Source organism: Bacillus sp. ES1-5, assembly GCF_022487605.1.
In the GTDB taxonomy this organism is placed as follows: Bacteria; Bacillota; Bacilli; order Bacillales; family Bacillaceae_G; genus Bacillus_A; species Bacillus_A wiedmannii.
Genome location: NZ_JAKVPU010000001.1, coordinates 1171832 through 1190214, shown reverse-complemented (window position 1 = coordinate 1190214; position 18383 = coordinate 1171832). Strand labels below are relative to the sequence as shown.

At 34.0% G+C, this 18383-nt stretch carries 19 protein-coding genes; 13 read left to right on the top strand and 6 right to left on the bottom strand.

Annotation, left to right across the window (positions count from 1 at the left end; genetic code table 11):
* Positions 1 to 30: 30 nt before the first annotated feature.
* On the bottom strand, positions 31 to 702 hold the full coding sequence (locus MKO96_RS06015; protein ID WP_240587002.1) for a GntR family transcriptional regulator: 672 nt from the start codon (positions 700 to 702) through the stop codon (positions 31 to 33).
* A gap of 16 nt (positions 703 to 718) precedes the next feature.
* Positions 719 to 1684 carry a DMT family transporter gene (locus tag MKO96_RS06010; RefSeq protein WP_240587001.1) on the bottom strand — a complete coding sequence of 322 codons (966 nt, stop codon included), beginning with the start codon at positions 1682 to 1684 and terminating at the stop codon, positions 719 to 721.
* A gap of 256 nt (positions 1685 to 1940) precedes the next feature.
* Between MKO96_RS06010 and MKO96_RS06005 the strand changes: the two genes are divergently transcribed.
* The 3 genes from MKO96_RS06005 (at position 1941) to fumC (ending at position 5840) form a co-directional block, all read left to right on the top strand.
* A complete protein-coding gene (locus MKO96_RS06005; protein WP_048561219.1) occupies positions 1941 to 2600 on the top strand; it encodes a class I SAM-dependent methyltransferase in 660 nt (219 codons plus the stop codon).
* Positions 2601 to 2924: 324 nt separating this feature from the next.
* Positions 2925 to 4328, top strand: a complete 1404-nt coding sequence (gene nhaC, locus MKO96_RS06000) for a Na+/H+ antiporter NhaC (protein ID WP_087980097.1) — start codon at positions 2925 to 2927, stop codon at positions 4326 to 4328.
* 123 nt (positions 4329 to 4451) lie between these two features.
* Positions 4452 to 5840 (top strand): class II fumarate hydratase, encoded by a 1389-nt coding sequence (gene fumC / locus MKO96_RS05995; protein ID WP_240587000.1) that lies wholly within the window; start codon positions 4452 to 4454, stop codon positions 5838 to 5840.
* An 87-nt stretch (positions 5841 to 5927) separates the two neighbouring features.
* On the opposite strand, the gene MKO96_RS05990 is transcribed toward fumC, so the two are convergent.
* Positions 5928 to 6350: a PH domain-containing protein gene (locus tag MKO96_RS05990; RefSeq protein ID WP_240586999.1), complete on the bottom strand. Its 423-nt coding sequence runs from the start codon at positions 6348 to 6350 to the stop codon at positions 5928 to 5930.
* A 361-nt stretch (positions 6351 to 6711) separates the two neighbouring features.
* Positions 6712 to 7497 (bottom strand): MBL fold metallo-hydrolase, encoded by a 786-nt coding sequence (locus tag MKO96_RS05985; RefSeq protein WP_240586998.1) that lies wholly within the window; start codon positions 7495 to 7497, stop codon positions 6712 to 6714.
* Between the two features lie 224 nt (positions 7498 to 7721).
* On the opposite strand from MKO96_RS05985, the gene MKO96_RS05980 reads away from it, so the two are divergent.
* The gene (locus tag MKO96_RS05980) at positions 7722 to 8486 is read left to right on the top strand and encodes a DUF2087 domain-containing protein (RefSeq protein ID WP_240586997.1); all 765 of its coding nucleotides are present in this window, start codon (positions 7722 to 7724) and stop codon (positions 8484 to 8486) included.
* Between the two features lie 99 nt (positions 8487 to 8585).
* Entirely contained in the window at positions 8586 to 9995 is a 1410-nt protein-coding gene (locus MKO96_RS05975) for an MATE family efflux transporter (protein ID WP_064470812.1), read from the top strand.
* A gap of 56 nt (positions 9996 to 10051) precedes the next feature.
* On the opposite strand, the gene MKO96_RS05970 is transcribed toward MKO96_RS05975, so the two are convergent.
* A complete protein-coding gene (locus MKO96_RS05970) occupies positions 10052 to 10750 on the bottom strand; it encodes a peptidase E (RefSeq protein ID WP_087980104.1) in 699 nt (232 codons plus the stop codon).
* A 381-nt stretch (positions 10751 to 11131) separates the two neighbouring features.
* Between MKO96_RS05970 and MKO96_RS05965 the strand changes: the two genes are divergently transcribed.
* The 6 genes from MKO96_RS05965 (at position 11132) to MKO96_RS05940 (ending at position 14907) form a co-directional block, all read left to right on the top strand.
* Positions 11132 to 11527, top strand: a complete 396-nt coding sequence (locus tag MKO96_RS05965) for a DUF3942 family protein (protein WP_016088463.1) — start codon at positions 11132 to 11134, stop codon at positions 11525 to 11527.
* A gap of 110 nt (positions 11528 to 11637) precedes the next feature.
* Entirely contained in the window at positions 11638 to 12054 is a 417-nt protein-coding gene (locus tag MKO96_RS05960; protein WP_240586996.1) for a BlaI/MecI/CopY family transcriptional regulator, read from the top strand.
* A gap of 1 nt (position 12055) precedes the next feature.
* A complete protein-coding gene (locus tag MKO96_RS05955; RefSeq protein WP_240586995.1) occupies positions 12056 to 12868 on the top strand; it encodes a M56 family metallopeptidase in 813 nt (270 codons plus the stop codon).
* A gap of 53 nt (positions 12869 to 12921) precedes the next feature.
* Positions 12922 to 13635 carry a cytochrome c-type biogenesis protein CcdA gene (gene ccdA, locus MKO96_RS05950; RefSeq protein WP_098115536.1) on the top strand — a complete coding sequence of 238 codons (714 nt, stop codon included), beginning with the start codon at positions 12922 to 12924 and terminating at the stop codon, positions 13633 to 13635.
* An 18-nt stretch (positions 13636 to 13653) separates the two neighbouring features.
* On the top strand, positions 13654 to 14208 hold the full coding sequence (locus MKO96_RS05945) for a TlpA family protein disulfide reductase (protein WP_087980108.1): 555 nt from the start codon (positions 13654 to 13656) through the stop codon (positions 14206 to 14208).
* 18 nt (positions 14209 to 14226) lie between these two features.
* Positions 14227 to 14907: a prolipoprotein diacylglyceryl transferase family protein gene (locus MKO96_RS05940; RefSeq protein ID WP_240586994.1), complete on the top strand. Its 681-nt coding sequence runs from the start codon at positions 14227 to 14229 to the stop codon at positions 14905 to 14907.
* Between the two features lie 35 nt (positions 14908 to 14942).
* Here MKO96_RS05940 and MKO96_RS05935 read toward each other — a convergent pair whose 3' ends face one another.
* Entirely contained in the window at positions 14943 to 15488 is a 546-nt protein-coding gene (locus tag MKO96_RS05935) for a helix-turn-helix domain-containing protein (protein ID WP_000427658.1), read from the bottom strand.
* 150 nt (positions 15489 to 15638) lie between these two features.
* Between MKO96_RS05935 and MKO96_RS05930 the strand changes: the two genes are divergently transcribed.
* Complete coding sequence (locus MKO96_RS05930; protein WP_240586993.1) at positions 15639 to 16970, top strand: D-serine ammonia-lyase; 1332 nt, start codon at positions 15639 to 15641, stop codon at positions 16968 to 16970.
* A 153-nt stretch (positions 16971 to 17123) separates the two neighbouring features.
* Entirely contained in the window at positions 17124 to 18371 is a 1248-nt protein-coding gene (locus MKO96_RS05925; RefSeq protein ID WP_240586992.1) for a DUF445 domain-containing protein, read from the top strand.
* Positions 18372 to 18383: the final 12 nt, after the last annotated feature.

The following is an 18383-nucleotide window of genomic DNA, read 5'->3' as shown; positions in this document are numbered from 1 at the left end:
GGTTACGATTGTGTGTAACCAGCTCTATTATTATTTCGTAGAAATTATTTTTGATATTTCTTTCATTGGACGGAGCCAGTTTTGAGACATCATTTGTTCCAGTTGTTTTTCGTCCTGCTTTTGCAGTGCTTGAATGATGGAGTGATGTTCTTCAATAGATTGACTTGCTGGAACAAAATTTTGGAAAAACAAATATTCAAGGCGTAGAACATGAAGTTGCATATTTTCTAGAAATGGTTCAATATATTGGTTTTTAGCAATAGAAGAAATTGTATTGTGAAATTGTATATCTAGTTTTAAAGCTTGTTTTGCGTTTTTCTTCTCTATAGAGCGCTGAAAATCATCATTTATTTCAGAAAGTAGTTTCAAATCACCGTCTGTAATGTTTTGAAGAGCTTGCTTTCCTATAATAGAGTGAAGACTAGCCATCGTTTCATAAATAATAGGAATGTCGTCTAACTTAATGGGGGCAATTTTTGTTTTTTGCCCAGGTACCATTTCCACTAATCCAGAAAGCTCTAATATTTGAAGTGCTTCTCTTACAGGTGTTCTGCTTACTCCTAGTGCTTCGGCCAATTCCCCATCATTAATTTTTTCATCAGGTTGCAGTACACCTTCAATAATCCAATCTTGTAGTTGATTTAAAACGAGTGATTTTGCCGAAACTCTTCCTTGTTTTTTATAATTTTGAGGGACAGGCATAGTGAATTCAATCCTTTCATTGTATATTTTCCTTTTTCTCATGAACAAACTTTAATTCCTGTTTTCCTTCATCCGGTTTTTGGCTTAAGATGAGCACCATTACAATGACACAAAAAGCCCCTAATAACTGAAAAGATTGGAAGGGTACGTGTAATATAAGTACAGAAGAAATAATAGCTGCGAGTGGTTCTGTACAACCGAATAATGTCGTTTCTTTCGGAGTCAGGTATCGTATGCTGTCTAAGTATAAATAAAATGCAATAAGTGTCCCAAAAATGACGACAAATGTGATGAGTGGTAGAGTACTTAGTTTTACATATTTCATAGTCGATAATAAGATGAATTCTTTCGTAGAAATAAAGTGTAGAATCGTTACACCGATACCCCCAATAATCATGCCCCATCCAACGATAACAGAGGAAGACCACCTTTCTAGTAATCCCTTTGAATATAAACTATAAAAAGCAAGAGATACCCCAGATAAAATACCCCAAATAATAGCCGGAGTAGAAACAGCCAAGTTATGAACAGACCCGTTTGTTAGTAAGAGAAAAGTACCTACTAATGAAAGGGTAATGGAAATGAAATCAATTTTTGATGGCCGAACGTTCCATTTGAAAAGTAAGTATACAGTAATAAATATAGGAGCTAAATATTGCAATAATGTTGCGACAGCGGCATTTCCTTCTTTAATAGAAGCGAAGTACGTATACTGTACAGCAAGCATACCGAATAGGCCAAACAATATCATTTTAGTAGCATCAGATCTTTGTTTCCATATACCGAATATTTCTTTTTTTCTCGTTCCAAATGATGAAATAAGGAGCAAGATAAAGCCTGATATAAGCAAACGAATTGTAACTAACCATTCAGTAGAAACATTTTCATATTGAAAAAGTTGTTGTGCAGCTGTCCCGGACAAGCCCCATAAACAAGCACCAATTACAACCATAATGATTCCTTTTAGACGATTTGGATCCATATAGTTTTAATTCTCCTTTTCTAAAAATTTGTTTTGGATACAATATGCAATATATCACGAAATGAATAAAAAATAAACTGAAATTTCTGTGTTAGAAGGTGGGAATTTTAGTAGTTCCAGTTATGTTGTAGGATACAAGTGAGTAGGTGAAATAAAGCGAGATGAAATTATAAAATTAAATCATAATCAAGAGGATAAAAAAATAAAGATAAGAGTAATTTGGTTTGTTAAAAATATGTGTAGAAGGAGAAATGTGATGAGCTGGGTTACTTATAAACCAACATTTGAATTTGATCAATATAGTCCATATATTCGAATGAACTCTGCGTGGGTGGGACATTTAAACTTCGCTTATGATTTAGTAAGATTTGAAAAACCAGAAATATTAGTTGAGTTAGGTACACATTTAGGAGCTTCTTTTTTTAGTTTTTGCCAAGGGGTAAAAGATGGAGGAGTATCTACAAAATGTTTTGCTGTAGATACTTGGGCAGGAGATGAGCACACAGGTCCATATGGAGAAGGTGTTTTTCAAATAGTGAGTAAATTCGTGAGCACGAGTTATCCTCAAATAGGGAATTTAATTCGGTCTACTTTTGACGAGGCCGTGGATCAATTTCAAGATGGAACGATAAATTTGTTGCATATTGATGGCTATCATACGTATGAAGCAGTTTCTCATGATTATAAAACATGGTTACCGAAACTTGCGAATAACGGTATTGTGTTATTTCATGATATTGAGGTGAAAAATCGAAACTTCGGTGTGTATAAATTTTGGGATGAGGTCAAGGCGAAGTACCCTCATTTTCAGTTTGAGCATTCCTATGGGCTCGGAGTGTTATTTCCGAAAGGCTGTAGCGATCAATTTGTGGAAATACTTAAAAATAAAGAAGAAATACAAAATATGTATAAATAAAAGTGGAGCATGCATCATTTTAATGATGTGTGCTTTTTTGTGGGGAAAAATGGTAGTCCTTAAAAGGTGAGGATAATAGTAAAAAAATTTGTTATGGAAAATATTAAAAAAGTTATTTTTGGATTGTTCTATATAAAAATGTAACATTTTTTATATTTTCCATTGCGAAAAGTAACATCTACTTTTACAATAGAAAAGGTGTTATATTATACTGGAAAAATAAATCGAAATAATATGAAAATTTTGTTTTGTCTTCGCTAATTGTATATTACATACATGTAAGACGACACACGTCATGTTATCGACTTGTAAGGAGAGAAAAAAATGAAAAGTGTAAGATTACCATCGATGCTAGAAATCATAGTTCTTTTATTACTATTTCTTGCTGTTGTCTTTTCCTTCCAAACGATTTTTGATCTCCCAATTCAATTAGCGCTATTTATTTCATGGTTTTTAGTAATTGCGCTTGGATTAAGATTAGGATTTCGTTATCAAGAATTGCAAGATGCAATTACGAAAGGGATTTCTAACGGATTAGAAGCAATACTGATTTTAGTTGCGGTAGGTGCTTTAATTGGAACTTGGATTGCTGGTGGCGTAGTACCAACATTAATCTATTATGGATTAGAGTTTATTCACCCTAGCATATTCCTATTAGCAACATTAATTATTTGTTCGATAACTTCTATCGCAACAGGAACATCATGGGGAACAGTCGGAACAGCAGGTATTGCTATGATGGCGATTGGTGAAGGACTTGGCTTACCACTTCCGCTTGTTGCCGGTGCAGTTCTTTCAGGAGCTTATTTCGGCGATAAATTATCACCACTTTCTGATAGTACAGTTCTTGCAGCGTCTATGGCAAAAGTAGATGTTATTGCTCACGTTCGAGCTATGCTCGTACTAGATGTTCCGGCTTATATTATTACTAGCATTATGTTTACTGTAGCTGGTTGGATGTATGGCGGCGATAATGTAGATTTGAATCGAGTAGAGTTTTTAAAAGAAGCTTTATTAAAGGAATTTGATATTAAAATATGGATGCTTGTTCCGGCGGTCGTTGTTATCGCTCTATTAGCGATGAAGAAACCGTCTATGCCAACAATTGCAATGGGAGCTTTAATTGGTGCAATTTGGGCAACTCTTTTCCAAGGAATGAACTTTGGAGAGGCGATTGGAACAGCGTATAATGGATTCTCAATTCAATCTGGTGTTGAATTTGTTGACAAGTTATTAAACCGTGGTGGAATTAACGGTATGCTTGGTTCAGTAGCCGTTATTATTTTCGGTTTAGGATTTGGTGGATTACTTGAAAAACTAGGAGTTTTAAAAGTAATCGTATCTAAATTTGAGAAGAAATTAAATTCTGCAGGTAATGTAACATTGTCTACATTAATCGTAGCATTCTTAGCGAATATATTTGGTTGTGCGATGTACGTATCACTAATTTTAACACCGAAAATTATGGAAGATAGCTATGATAAATTAAAAATAGACCGACGTGTATTAGCACGTAACTCAGAAGTAGGTGGAACGTTAACTTCAGGTATGGTGCCATGGTCTGATAATGGTATTTTTATGGCTGGTATTTTAGGTGTAGCAACGTTCTCATACGTTCCATTTATGTGGTTAAGCTTCGTATCGTTAATTTTAGCAGTTATTTACGGATATACAGGTAAATTCATTTGGTATGTAGATGACGTTGAAAAAGGAAAGCAAGCATCATAAAAAAATACCTTCTGCGATGGCAGGAGGTATTTTTTTATATATACGAGTGAGAATTCTTATCATTTGTGTGAAAGTCTGTTAAAATGAGAAATGTAGGTATTTTATTTTCAAGGGGATGAAAAAATGGAGTACAGAATTGAAAGAGATACAATAGGAGAAATAAAAGTTCCAGCTGATAAATTATGGGCAGCACAAACGCAACGTAGTAAAGAAAACTTCCCGATTGGAACAGAGCAAATGCCGCTTGAAATTGTAAAAGCATTTGCCATATTAAAGAAGAGTGCAGCACTTAGTAATCAAAAATTAGGAAAGCTATCAGAAGAAAAAGCAGAAGCAATTGTGGCAGCAGCTGACGAAGTGATTGCAGGGAAATGGAATGAACATTTTCCACTTGTCGTATGGCAAACGGGTAGTGGTACACAGTCAAACATGAACGTGAATGAAGTAATTGCAAATCGAGGGAATCAAATTTTGAAAGAGAAGGGATCTGACGTACATATTCATCCGAATGATGATGTGAACATGTCTCAAAGTTCAAATGATACATTTCCAACAGCACTTCATGTAGCATGTGTAATTGCAGTAGAAAATCACGTATTACCAGCAATTACGAAATTAAAAGAAACGCTAGCAGAAAAAGTAACTGCATTTGAACATATTATAAAAATTGGTCGTACACACTTACAAGATGCAACACCGTTAACATTAGGACAAGAAATTAGCGGATGGCACCGTATGCTTGAAAAAACAGAGCGTATGATTGCTGAGAGCAATACATATATGAAAGAGCTTGCGATTGGTGGTACTGCAGTTGGAACAGGTATTAATGCTCATCCAAAATTCGGTGAGATGGTGTCAGAGGAAATTAGCCAATTTACAGGTAAGCAATTTATTTCTGCACCAAATAAATTCCACGCATTAACGAGCCATGATGAAGCTGTATATACGCATGGTGCATTAAAAGCATTAGCAGCTGATTTAATGAAGATTGCTAACGATGTGCGCTGGCTGGCAAGTGGTCCACGTAGTGGTCTAGGAGAAATTATTATTCCGGCAAATGAGCCAGGAAGCTCTATTATGCCAGGTAAAGTAAATCCAACGCAAAGTGAAGCGTTAACGATGGTTGTTGCGCAAGTGATGGGAAATGACGCAACAATCGGATTTGCTGCGAGTCAAGGTAATTTTGAGTTAAACGTATTTAAACCTGTTATTGCATATAACTTCTTACAATCCGCTCACTTATTAGCAGATGCAATTGTTTCATTTAATGATAATTGTGCAGTTGGTATTGAAGCAGATGAAGAAGTAATTAAAGAGAATGTGGATCGTTCATTAATGCTTGTTACAGCATTAAACCCGCATATCGGATATGAAAATGCAGCGAAAATTGCGAAGCATGCTCATAAAGATGGGTTAACGCTAAAAGAAGCAGCACTGCAATCTGGACTACTAACAGAAGAACAATTTGATGAAATTGTCGATCCGAAAAAAATGATTGCTCCGAAAGAGTAATAAAAAAAGCCGAGATTCTTTGTTTAGAATCTTGGCTTTTTTAATATTTATCTTTTCTATTTGTATTACTGTAAGTGCCAAAACATATTATTTGTTAGCAGACATATTCAATACTTTCATATGCGGACAGTATTCTTTTAAGACTGAAATGAACTTTTCTTCTTCTTGGGGGATAAAAACAGTTACTGAGTCAAATAAATTGTAATGGATTTCTAATTGCTGTCTAGTCCATTTTTTTGAATGAAGTTTTTTACCAGAGTATGTAACGTGACGAATGTCTTCAAATGGAATTTCAGTATGAAATATGAAACCGTGTTTTACAATAAGAGATGAAGCAGTTATATGGTAGTGAGAAAAATAGAAGGAAGAAAGATTTACGACATTTAACAGCATCATGAGAGTGAAAAAAATAGAATTTTCATTTTGGAAGAATAACGAAATGAAAAAAATGATTATAAATAATGAAATAAAAATGACGTGAAATGGATGTTTTTTCGCTTTAAATTTCAAGTTAGTCACCCCGGTATACGTGTTCTTTAACTAAATTAAATCATAACATCGTGATAAAACGTGTGAATATGCAGAATTGCATATTCACACGTTTTATTATTCATGTAAAATTTTCTGATGGGATAAATTTAAATGGAATTTTGCAATAGTGGAGAGGTATAAAGTGACTTGCAAAAATAGAAAGTTAGCATTTGTCATAATTAGTTGTATGATGATTATGGGTAGTTGTGCTAATAAATTTGTTGAGGATGGAAACCGAAAGCATATATTCGTACAGGTAAGTAAAGCTTTAGTCGAGGTTGTAAATAGAATATATAATGAGTAAAAGGTGTTTTCGTATACGGAAACACCTTTTTTGTAGTTAAAATTGAAGGCTGAAGTTTTGGAATATGTGAATACCAGTCCCATGTTTAATCAGCTCTTTATCATTTAAATATTGAATAGCATATTTCACTTCTTTCAATATAACAGGTGAAAGGCCGAGGGTATGATGTGAACCGAAAATTTGTTTAATAGGAAAGAGGTTTGTAATTTTATTTAGAGACTGGACTAAATCTACAGGGTTTGTTGATGGATAAAATGCAAAAATCGTGCCTTCATAAAGTAAATCTCCTGTGAATAAAAAAGCAGTTTCATAATCGTATAGGCAAATATGCCCCGGTGAGTGACCTGGCGTATGTATAATTTGAATTTTCCTTTTTCCGATATCAATCATATCTCCATCTTGTAGTAATTTTGTTGGTGTTCCTTGAAAGGGTTTGAATGTTTCAGGTTGAAATGTTTTAGGTGTAGGTAAAGTAATATCACGAGCGATGTCGTGCCTAATTTGAGTAATAGGAAGTCCTTTTATGCCATTAATGAGCCAATCCGCCTCTAAAGCATGTACATAGATTTCTTCAAATTGTGCGTGACTACCGATATGATCCCAATGGACATGTGTTGTGACAACAATAATTGGTAAGTTTGTTAGTTGGTCAGTTATACGCTTCAGATTATCGATACCTAGTCCAGTATCGATAAGGAGTGCGGTAGTATCGCCTACAAGTAAGAAGGAATGTACTTTCTCCCAATGTCCATATTCACTAATCGCATATGTATTTTGGGCAATTTGTTTAACAGTAAACCATGGGTCTTGTAAAATAGTCATGTTTTGTTTCACATCCTATCGTAATTCATTCATTAAATACATTCGTTTTTTGTTGCTTGATTTCCTTTTTAAAGAATATATAATAGATGTTTTTATAAAAGTTTATAAAATGGGTAAACGAAACGTTGAAGTGTTTGTTTGTTTTATGTTAAGATGATGAAGCGATAGTAAACGTTATTGGAAAATGTCTGTTTTTAGATAAACATTTTAAAGGAGTGTTTAGTATGAATGATATTTCAGAGAAGTTTTGGGATGCGTCGGTTGAGGAATTGAAGAAAGGGTATGTGTTTGAAGCGGAAGCAGAGGAGTATATTTGTTTAGCTTGTGGAGAAGCGTTTATTAAGGGGGTTATTTATCAAGATAATCAAGTTTTGTATGAAGCAGAGAAGTTTGTACAATTACATGTGCAAAATGAACACACGTCTATGTTTGATTATTTATTAAACCTTGATAAGAAGTATACTGGTTTAACTGATTTGCAAAAGAAAATGGTTCAGTTTTTCCATATGGGGCTGAATGATAAAGAGATTGTAAACGAGATGGATGGCGGAAGTACTTCGACCATTCGAAATCATCGATTTACACTTCGAGAGAAAATGAAGCAAGCGAAAGTGTTTTTAGCGTTAATGGAACTATCAGAAGAAAAATCAAAAGTACAAACGAAATTTGTACCCATTCATAGAACAGCAACGATGGTAGATGATCGCTACAATATTACGGAAGAAGAAAATGATGAAGTATTAAAAGCACACTTTACAGAAGGATTGGATGGACCGCTTTCTAAATTTCCGAAAAAGCAAAAGCGTAAATTAATTATATTACGCCACTTAGTGACGAAGTTTGATAGTAATAAAAAGTACACTGAAAAAGAAGTAAATACTGTCATAGAAAGTGTATATCCGGATTTTGTAACTTTAAGAAGATATTTAATTGAATATGGGTTTTTAGATAGAGCAGCTGATGGAAGCCAATATTGGGTGAAGTTATAATCATACGGAAAAGAAAATGAAAAGAAGCACATTATTATAACAACTATACAAAGAGATATAAGTTGAAAAACAGATTTTTAATAAAAGGAGAAATGAAATTTGAAACCACCTACAGATAACAATAAAGAAGGTGCGGAGTCACATAAGTTAGAAAGTGAGAGTAAACCGATTTGGAAGTCGATGTCCATGTTTTTAGTACCGTTACTATTAAGTAATGTATTACAATCGATTGGACAATTATTCGGTATGGTAGTAGTAGGAAGATGGCTTGGAGTGAATGATTTAGCAGCCATATCAGCATTCTTCCCGCTATTCTTCTTACTCGTTTCATTTGTGATTGGTATTGGTTCAGGTAGTTCGATTTTAATTGGTCAGGCGTTTGGTGCTAAAAACGAAGATCGTTTAAAAGCGATCGTTGGTACGACACTGACATTTACCTTTATTATTGGAGTTGTGTTGGCGATAGTAGGTAGTATTTTTGCGATGGATATTATGCGCCTTATGGGAACGCCAGAAAATATTATTGATATAAGTGTTCATTATGCGCGTATTTTATTTATATCGATGCCAGTCTTATTTTTATATTTTGCATACACAACGTTTATGAGAGGTACAGGAGATTCTAAAACGCCATTTTACTTTTTAATTGTAAGTACAGCGCTAAATATGATCTTATTACCGATTCTTATTTTCGGATGGTTAGGAGCTCCGAAATTAGATGTGTATGGAGCAGCCTATGCTTCTGTTATATCTACAGTTATTACGTTTATTGTCATGTTGGTGTATTTAAAGAAGAAAAATCACCCACTACAATTAGATAGTACGGTAAGGAAATATCTTCGCATGGATAGGGAGTTATTGAAGCTATTGCTACGACTCGGAATTCCAGCGAGTATTAATATGATATTAGTTTCATTATCTGAAATTGCGGTCATCGCGTTTGTAAATCGTTACGGTTCGGATGCAACAGCGGCATATGGCGTCGTGAATCAGGTTGCAAGTTATGTACAAATGCCAGCAGTTAGCCTTGGTATTACAGTTTCCATTTTTGCAGCACAATCAATTGGTGCGAATCAATTTGATAGATTGCAGAAAGTTGTGAAGGCCGGAATTATTATGAACTACGTCATCGGTGGTGTGCTAATATCTCTTATTTACTTGTTCTCAAGAGATATTCTATCACTATTTTTAACGAGTCAAACTACAATTGAAATTGCTCATAGCCTAGTTATGATTACATTATGGAGTTATTTAATTTTCGGGCATGCGCAAATTATTAGTGCAACAATGCGAGCAAGTGGTACAGTATTATGGCCAACTGTTATCGGCGTTGTATCAATTTGGCTTGTTGAAGTACCTGTAGCGTATTACCTTTCTTACCATACAAGTCTTGGCATAGAAGGGATATGGATTGGGTACCCAGCAGCATTTATTGTCAGCTTAATATTACAGTATGCATATTATAAGCTTTCATGGCAGAAGAAACGAATTACACGATTAGTGAGTTAAATCATGCAAATGTCCCTAAGTTATTATACTTAGGGACATTTTTTGTAAGTGTAGGTTTACAAATAGCTTTTTAAAGTGATATCAAAATGTTGTCTTATGAGCTTGTTATCACTCATATAAAACTCCCACGCTTTTTCAGGTTCACCGATAATTTCAAAAGATTCTTCTGTAATATATAGAGCGCAATTATCCTCTAGTGCAATTCCTTCTATATTACCTTGATGGTTTTGTAAAAAGGAGTGGAAGGCGTTCATTCTATTTAATTGATTATAATGTGGACAAAATCTTTTGTTCACAATCCCCCAACCGTTACACTCTATATAACCAGAGCCTTCATAATCTGATCGGATACTAGATGTGAACCAACACATAGCACCAGCGCTATAACCCGCAATGAGTGTTCCTTGTTGCAGAGCCAATAGTAATTTTTCATCGAGTTTAAGTTCTTTCCATTGTGTAAGCATGTGAATATAGTTCCCGCCACCGAGATAAATTAAATCAGCAGACTGAATCATTTCGTCTATTTCATATTTAGAAGGTGTATCAGCTATAGTACGTAAAATTTGTACTTCACAGTGTAATTGTTTTTCGAACGTGTCTAAAAATAGCTTGATATAGCTTTCATCATCATGACTAGCTGTAGGAATGAATAATACTTTTGGATACTGTTTATTTGTTAATTCTATAAGTCGCTCATTAATAGGCGAGTGATTTGAATCTTGTAAATCACCGCCACCAATGACAGCTAATTTCATAGTAAAGCACCACCTAATCATTTTTGTTATATAAAAATTCGATAGAAGAGACTTACATTCCTTCTCTATGTAATGAATAAGTAGAAAATGTAGTTTAAGTATATCGAAATAGTAAAGGTGGTGAGGGCTGGTAAAAGTTTCACTTTATCGATATATAATACTTCATACTATTGTTTCAAAATATGGAAACAATATGTTTAAATAGATATAACAAAGCATTAATTCATATTGAATTAGTGCTTATCCTTTAAAAAGGAATCGGAAATAATAGAGGTTTTACAAATGAGTTTTTACTTTTTATAGGAACTTGTATTACAATATGGTAAAATTATTTCAGTATATTTATTTAATATAAAAATACAAAGAGGGAGCGTGAAAAAAGTGGATTTTCGATTTGAATTTACAACGAAGGTGAAAGAATACTTGGATGATGAGAAGGATGAAAAAATAATAAAAGATGGACATAGAGATATCATTTTTCAGTATTTATACCCATTAGAGAGTGAAATTGGCATTTATAAAAATCCTAACTTTACTTTTTTGGCATCAGGAAGACGCTCGCATATCGTATTAGAAAACATTGAATTTAAAACAGAGGTAAATGTAAAAAGTAACATCATTGAAATTACAAAAATAGTGGATAATGTCGTTATTCCATTAGATACTATCGTAGCGAAAGATCGGGAATTATTTGCACTTGGGCGTAATGAGAAGTTTAGTGTACAAATATTAGAACAGTATCTCTTTGAAACATTTGGAGAGAAGCTAGGATTATAATGAATGGAATGGCGTATTGATTTATAGGTAGTGAATTTTAGTGTATATCATTCGTGTTTGACCTTTCATTTAATTTATACTACAATTCGTAGTGTGAAAGGAGCCAAACTATGTTTACTCAAAACTATAAGTTAAATGAGCAAGGGTTAAATCATTTCTTTGGACCGCTTGAGGCGAAAATTATGGAGATTGTTTGGTCTAGCGAGGGTATTACGATTAAAGAAGTACAGCAGAAATTAAGTGAAGAATCACCTGTGAATTTTAATACGGTCATGACAGTTATGAACAGGTTAGTAGAGAAATTTCACTTAGAAAAACAGACTGTGAAAAGAAGTGGCATATATCGTGCTGTACAAACTAAAGAAGAATTCTTATCCAATCAAACGAAGAAAATGACACAGGAATTGATGGGGGAGTTTGGAGATTTAGTTGTAAATCATATGCTAGATGAGTTAGAACAGGCTGATCCGATTTTAATAAAAAAATTAGAAGACAAATTGAATCAGTTAAAAAAAGAGGATCAATAAAATGAAATGGCAAATGCGTAAAATCGTATTGTTAGCAGTCATTGTTAGTACCCTCTTTTTCAGTATGTTAGTGTATTACGTTACATATCCATTTCTGTTTCAAAATAAGGCGTTCTTTCTTTCAAATTTTTGCTTGTTTCAATTAGAACAACATATGAAGGAATTATCGCTCATTCGTATTATAATTGCTGGATTACTATTAGTTACGGTACTCATAGTGTGCAAAAGAATTTGGCGACAATTTTTCTATAGTAAAAAATTACAAAAAGTACTTATCCCTTTCATTCGAAAAGGAAAACAAATATATATATTGCCGACCGCGGAAGTTGCGGCATTTACAATTGGGTTATTTCGTCCGAAAGTTGTCATGTCAGAAGGCATGCTTCAAACATTTTCAGATGAAGAAATGGATGCGATTATTTTCCATGAAGAATATCATCAAACTAATCGAGATCCATTAAAATTATTTTGTTTTACGTTATTAGCAGAAGGAATGGTGTACATCCCGATATTAAAAGGGTTATTGCAGCGCTATCATGTGTATCAGGAGCTAGTAGCAGATAAATATGCAATGCAAAAGATGAAATCTTCATTCGAATTAGGTAGTGCGTTATTAAAATTAATTAAAATAAAGACAATGGAAAATCGATGTGTGACAGCTTCATTTGCAAAAACAGCAATAAATTTACGAATCGAGCAAGTGTTAAATGAAAAAGTTGTTAAGCTCAATATTCCGTTACATACGAATTCGGTATATGTAACATTAGGGTTATTCTGTATGTCGATTGTACTTATTGTCGGAGAGTGCATATAGCCTCTTTTTTTAAGAATTAACACTACTTATTGTAGTGTTATAGGGGGAATAAAATGAATGCAGCAGATTTAACAATTTGGCTTGTAGCTGGGGCAGGGGTATTGTCATTTATATCACCATGTTCTTTACCGCTATATCCATCTTATTTATCTTATATTACAGGTGTGTCTATTCAAGATTTAAAAGAAAATCGTGGAATGATGCAAAAATCAGCGATTATACATACCGTATTTTTTATGATCGGATTTTCGGTTATATTTTATGCGTTAGGTTTATCGGTAAGTTGGATTGGAATAACATTTTCATCTAACCAAAAATTGATTCAACAAATTGGTGGGATTTTTATTGTTTTGATGGGACTGTTTATGACAGGTTTGTTTCAACCTAAGTGGCTTATGGCAGAGAAAAAGGTACAATACAGAAGTAAATCGACTGGATATATTCGCTCGATTTTAGTCGGTATGACATATGCAGCGGGTTGGACGCCGTGTGTTGGACCGATATTTTCAGCTGTACTCATGCTTGGGGCAACGAATCCTGAAGGAGCACTTCTTTATATTACAGCGTATACCCTTGGGTTTGCGGTTCCGTTTTTCGTGATGGCATTCTTTATTGGGAAGGTAAAATGGATTGTTACATACGCCAATGTCATGATGAAAATTGGCGGCGGAATGATGATTGTAACAGGGGTTTTATTGTATACAAATCAAATGACGAAAATTACCGCATTCTTTATTCGTCTATTCGGTGGATTTACAGGTTTTTAAAAATGAGGAGGAAGAAAAGTGAAGAAGCTAATTGCGATTATACTGGCCGGGGCATTAATTTGGGCCGGAGTTAATTTTTATAATACAAAAAAAGAAGAAAAAGAAAGAAAAGCAAAGCAAGCGGATTTACAAGAAACAGAAGTATTACCACAAGTAGGATTTAAAGCACCAAACATAACGTTAAAAGGATTAGATGGGAAGCTGCATTCGTTAAATGATGCAAAAGGAAAACCATATCTTATTAATTTTTGGGCATCATGGTGTGGTCCATGTGAAATGGAGGCACCTGACTTAGTTCGTATGTATGATAAATATAAAAAGGACGTTGAAATTTTTGCGGTGAATGCAACTGTAAGTGACCCAGTACAAGAAGCAGGTGCATTTGCGGATCGCTATGGGTTTGAATTTCCGGTTTTACTAGATATGGATGGAGTAGCTGGGTTAGATTATAAAGTATTTTCTTTACCAACGACATTTTTTGTTAATAAAGATGGAATTATAGTAGAGCAAGTACGAGGCGTATTACCTCCAGATCAATTAGAAGAGAAATTTAAGAAATTAATTGAGAGTTAAAGAGGGGATTTTGTATTGATGGAGTGGATCGTGAGGTTACAACCTGTATCTATTATAATTGGAAGTCTATTTGGATTTATGTTGATGAAACGAAAGATGAAGAACGAAAGTGTACCATATGAAAAAATGATGGATGCAGTAACAAATGCATTTCTTATCATCGTATTTGTATGGAAATTTGCACCGGCAATTTTAAATCCAGTATGGGCTTTTAGGTCGCCATTGCAGGCACTATTAGCTGTAGGAAGTATGCAGCATATTATAGCAGGATGTGTAATTGCGAGTATATACATTGTTTGGAAAAGTAAAAAGGGACAATTTTTGCTTCGTATTTTACTTGATGCATTACCTATTGGACTATGTATGAGTATTATTTTTTATTTTCTATTCAACCACAAAATAGGTGTACAAACGACATTGCCTTGGGGTGTAAAAATATATGAATCTAAATTTTTATATCACCCTATTTTCGCATACGAGATCATCCTTACCCTTTGTATAATGGGCTTGTTATGGATGAAAAATGAAAGGTTAGGAAACGGAAAGAATATAAGTGTTTTTCTAATTATTGAAGGGGTTGCTCATATCATTATTTCGCTTGTTAGTGAACAAAACTCGGTTTTATTTGGTTTATCAGCACAGCAAATAATGAGCTTTTTTGTTATTAGTTTAGGGATTTTGTTGATACCGAAAAAATAAAAAGATAGCCGTCATGGCTATCTTTTTATTGTGTATTAAAAAATCGGCGGAGTAACAGAAAATAAAACAATGGCATTTTTCTCGAATTGATTTACCCATTTATGTTTTAAATAAGCGGGTATTTTTACGCTATCACCCGTTTCTAATATGTATTCTTCTTCGTTTAAGTACAATGTGATTTTCCCGTCTAATACGTATGCTAACTCTTCACCTTTATGTTCTAGTACATTTTCTGATGAAGCTGTATTCGGTGGAACAGTCATAATTGCTGTTGCTAAATTTCCTGTGAAATCAGGTGATAACAATTCATATGATAAATTATCGATAATCATTTTTTTTCGTTTATGAGAACGTACAATTAAATCGTCTGTATTTGTATCTTCCAGTAAAAAGCTAAATGTTGGTACATCAAGAGCTTTAGCGAGTACTTTTAATGTTTGAATAGAAGGGTTAGCAGACCCACGCTCAATTTGACTTAACATAGATGGTGTAATACCTGCCATCGTTGCTAGTTCTTTACTCGTTAAACCTTTTTCTTTTCTTTGCTTTTCAATCTTTTTACCAATATCTATATTTTCCATAATGAAAGGCTCCTTACTAGTTATTAAATTATATTTAAAAAAATTAAATTAAAATTAACTAAAGTGAATAATTTATGTTAAACTAAATTAAAATTAATTTAATTATAATTTATTGAATCGTAAGCTACAAGGTTATGAGGAGGAAGAGAAATGAAGGGAATAGAGAAATTAAAAGAGGAATATCCACTATTAAATAAATTAATCTCAACAGAAGAAGTGTTTTGGGTGAATCCAAACATGGAAAAGTATGAAACGGCAATAAAAGATTCCCCATTGAATGAAGGTGATGTAAAAGATGCGGAAGAGAGGTTAAAGCGTTTTGCACCATACATTGCGAAAGTTTTTCCAGAAACGAAAGAAACGGGCGGTATTATAGAATCACCTTTAGTGAAGATACCTACTATGAAACAGTCTTTAGAGAAAAATTACGGGAAACCTATATTAGGTGAATTACTATTAAAATGTGATAGTGGGCTTCCGATATCAGGATCCATTAAAGCTAGAGGCGGCATTTATGAAGTGCTGAAGCATGCGGAGAAATTAGCTTTGCAGCATGGAATGTTAACAGAAGAAGATGATTATTCCATTTTAGACAGTGATACTTGTAGAGAGTTTTTTGCAAAATACTCAATTGCGGTAGGTTCTACAGGTAATTTAGGGCTAAGCATTGGAATTATGAGTGCGAAACTAGGTTTTAACGTAACTGTTCATATGTCAGCAGACGCAAAAGAATGGAAAAAAGATTTATTAAGAAGTAAAGGTGTAGACGTTATTGAATATGAAGCTGATTATAGTAAAGCAGTAGAAGAGGGGCGTCAGCAAGCAGATGCAGATCCTAGCTGTTATTTTGTAGATGATGAAAACTCACATGATTTATTTTTAGGATACGCAGTAGCAGCATCACGTTTACAAAAACAATTAAAAGAGTTAGAGATTGTAGTAGATGAAGAGCATCCTTTATTCGTTTACCTTCCGTGCGGAGTAGGGGGCGGACCTGGCGGAGTCGCATTTGGTTTAAAGTTATTGTATAAAGACAATGTGCACTGTTTCTTTGCGGAGCCTACGCATTCTCCATGCATGTTACTCGGTTTAATGACAGGACTTCATGATAAAATTGCCGTTCAAGATATAGGGATTGATAATGTAACAGACGCGGACGGACTAGCGGTAGGAAGACCGTCTGGATTTGTCGGTAAAACGATGGAATCATTTTTGAGTGGAAATTACACAGTAAGTGATGAAGAGTTGTATAGATTGTTAAAAGAACTAGCTGATACGGAAAATATTTATTTAGAGCCTTCTGCGTTAGCGGGCATGATAGGACCAGTGAAAGTATGTACAGAAGATGAGTATTTACAAAAGCAACAGTTAACAGAGAAGATGAAAAAAGGTACTCATATTGTGTGGGGAACGGGTGGTAGTATGGTTCCAGAAGATGTGATGAATGGGTATTATAAGAAAGGTTTAGAATTAATAATATAAGGAAAATGAGGCTAGTTGTAGCCTCATTTTTTCATGTGCATAAAAATCTTTGTTATTTTCACAATAGTTCTTTATAGTATATATAAAGGATAACTAATATTAAATAAATACAACAAAAAGCTTTATTTTACATAATAAGAGGATGTGTATACGATGTCATTACAGACTAAATATATAGCGGGTATTTCGCTTGGGGTTATGGGAGTAGGTTTTGCGGCTTCTATCCCTTTTCAAGGAACGGTAGCAGGGGAGATTATTCAAGGGGGATTTGAAGCTGGATTAGTTGGTGGACTTGCGGATTGGTTCGCAGTTACAGCATTATTTCGTCATCCGATGGGAATTCCAATTCCGCATACTGCGTTATTACCTAAAAATCGTAAACGAGTAACGAAAGGGCTCATTCATACGTTAGAAAATGAGTGGCTGACGAAAGAAAGTATTACGAATAAAGTAAAAGAAATGCAGCTAGCGCAAATGGTACTGCAAATCGCTGAGAGAGAAATGCAGTCTGACGCTGTGAAAAAGGGGATTGTAACGATTGCTGAGAAAGCGATTGTTTCAATAGATACAGAAAAATTAGCGGTTGTTATTGAAAAAGAATTAAAAACGTATTTGCATACAATTAATACAAGTAACATTTTACAGGTGCTTGTTGATCAATTAGTTGTGCAAGAATATGATGAAAAGACACTTGATTACATTTTAGTAAAAGTGAAAGATTGGACAGCGCAAGATGAAGCCAGATACCAGCTCGGAAGCTTAGGTATGAAGGCGATGGAAAACATAAAAGTAGATGGTTTCTTACAGTTTACTTTGAAATCGTTTATGAATATTGTAGATGAAGATAAAATTGGCGGCATTTTGCAAAAATTTATTATTAGCAATATTAACAGCTTACAAGATGCAGATAATAGTACGAGACAACTTATATTATCGAAAATTCGTCAAGAAATTATAAATGTAAAAGAAAATGAAGCGTTACTACAAGAATTAGAAAATTGGAAAGAAAAATGGATTGCCAATTGGAATGCTACTGACAAAATTAAAGAGATGCTGGAGCAAGTACAACAAAGGGCAATTACTTTTGTGAAAAATGAAGAATTTACGGATAAATATGTTATTCCATTTTTACAAACACAAATGAATAAAATAAAAGAAGATGAACAAACTGTTCAAAGAATAGAAGAGTGGCTACAAAAACAAGTTGTGACACTTGTTGAAAAGAATCATTCGAAAATCGGAAAACTTGTACAAGAAAATCTTGATAAGTTAGATGATAAAACGTTAATTGAAATGATTGAAAATAACGTCGGTAAAGATTTACAGTGGATCCGAGTAAACGGGGCTGTTTGCGGATTTATGATTGGATTAGTGTTAGAAGGAATTAAAGCGATTATATGAGAAAAACCTTCC

Coding starts and splice junctions, on each gene's coding strand:
- MKO96_RS06005 (WP_048561219.1), top strand. CDS start 1,941: ATGAGCTGGGTTACTTATAAACCAACATTTGAATTTGATCAATATAGT.
- MKO96_RS06010 (WP_240587001.1), bottom strand. CDS start 1,684: ATGGATCCAAATCGTCTAAAAGGAATCATTATGGTTGTAATTGGTGCT.
- MKO96_RS05940 (WP_240586994.1), top strand. CDS start 14,227: ATGGAGTGGATCGTGAGGTTACAACCTGTATCTATTATAATTGGAAGT.
- MKO96_RS05960 (WP_240586996.1), top strand. CDS start 11,638: ATGTTTACTCAAAACTATAAGTTAAATGAGCAAGGGTTAAATCATTTC.
- ccdA (WP_098115536.1), top strand. CDS start 12,922: ATGAATGCAGCAGATTTAACAATTTGGCTTGTAGCTGGGGCAGGGGTA.
- nhaC (WP_087980097.1), top strand. CDS start 2,925: ATGAAAAGTGTAAGATTACCATCGATGCTAGAAATCATAGTTCTTTTA.
- MKO96_RS05935 (WP_000427658.1), bottom strand. CDS start 15,488: ATGGAAAATATAGATATTGGTAAAAAGATTGAAAAGCAAAGAAAAGAA.
- MKO96_RS06015 (WP_240587002.1), bottom strand. CDS start 702: ATGCCTGTCCCTCAAAATTATAAAAAACAAGGAAGAGTTTCGGCAAAA.
- MKO96_RS05980 (WP_240586997.1), top strand. CDS start 7,722: ATGAATGATATTTCAGAGAAGTTTTGGGATGCGTCGGTTGAGGAATTG.
- MKO96_RS05955 (WP_240586995.1), top strand. CDS start 12,056: ATGAAATGGCAAATGCGTAAAATCGTATTGTTAGCAGTCATTGTTAGT.
- fumC (WP_240587000.1), top strand. CDS start 4,452: ATGGAGTACAGAATTGAAAGAGATACAATAGGAGAAATAAAAGTTCCA.
- MKO96_RS05925 (WP_240586992.1), top strand. CDS start 17,124: ATGTCATTACAGACTAAATATATAGCGGGTATTTCGCTTGGGGTTATG.
- MKO96_RS05930 (WP_240586993.1), top strand. CDS start 15,639: ATGAAGGGAATAGAGAAATTAAAAGAGGAATATCCACTATTAAATAAA.
- MKO96_RS05985 (WP_240586998.1), bottom strand. CDS start 7,497: ATGACTATTTTACAAGACCCATGGTTTACTGTTAAACAAATTGCCCAA.
- MKO96_RS05970 (WP_087980104.1), bottom strand. CDS start 10,750: ATGAAATTAGCTGTCATTGGTGGCGGTGATTTACAAGATTCAAATCAC.